Raw genomic sequence first — 817 nt, forward strand, 5'->3', positions numbered from 1 at the left:
TCGCGCAGCGCCGTCCCCGCCCGGCAACCCGGAGGCTCGATGGTAGGCCTCGAACTCGGCGGGCGGACGATAACCCAAGGCCGAGTGCAGGCGCTGCTTGTTGTAGACCTCGTCGATGAAGGTGCCGATGCAGTGCTTGGCCTCCTCGAGGTTGAAGTACAGCCTGCCATCGACCTCCTCGGCCTTGAGCGTCTTCATGAAGCTCTCGGCCTTGGCATTGTCGTAGGGATTGCCGACCCGGCTCATGCTGGCGGCAATGCCGTGCGCCTCGAGCACCTTGGTGTAGTCGCCACAGGCATACTGCACGCCGCGATCGGAGTGATGGATCAGGCTGCCCCAGGCGGGCCGGCGCTCCGCCAGGGCCATCTTGAGGGCGTCGATCGCCAGGCTGGCCCGCAGATGGTCAGCCATCGCCCAGCCGACGACGCGCCGGCTGAAGGCATCGATGATGACCGCCAGGTAGACGAACTCCTCCTGCAGGCGGATGTAGGTGATGTCGGCCACCCACAGCTGATCGAGACCGCTCAGCCGCAGGCCTCGCACCAGGTTCGGGACGATCTCCCAGTCGTGCCGAGTATCGGTCGTCTGCGGCACAAAAGGCTTGCGGCGCAGGCACAAAAGATTGTCCTGGCGCATCAGCCGCAGCACCCGCTTGTGGTTGACGACGATGCCGTCACGTCTGAGCTGATGGGTGATGTAGCGGTAGCCACGCCGTCGGCTGTTGGCCAAGGCCACCCGCTGGATGGCGTCGCCCATCGCCGTGTCGTGCGCACGCGGCGCGCTCTTCTGCCAGAACCGGTAGTAGCCGGCCCGGCTC

1 protein-coding gene is annotated in these 817 nt (G+C 66.0%); it reads right to left on the reverse strand.

Going from position 1 to position 817, the window contains the following annotated elements; all coding sequences use genetic code 11:
- Positions 1 to 817: IS3 family transposase (locus RSO01_RS46945; protein ID WP_147157503.1), on the reverse strand; the 817-nt coding region annotated here is incomplete at both ends.

The sequence above is a fragment of the Reyranella soli genome, assembly GCF_007992495.1.
Taxonomy (GTDB): Bacteria; Pseudomonadota; Alphaproteobacteria; order Reyranellales; family Reyranellaceae; genus Reyranella; species Reyranella soli.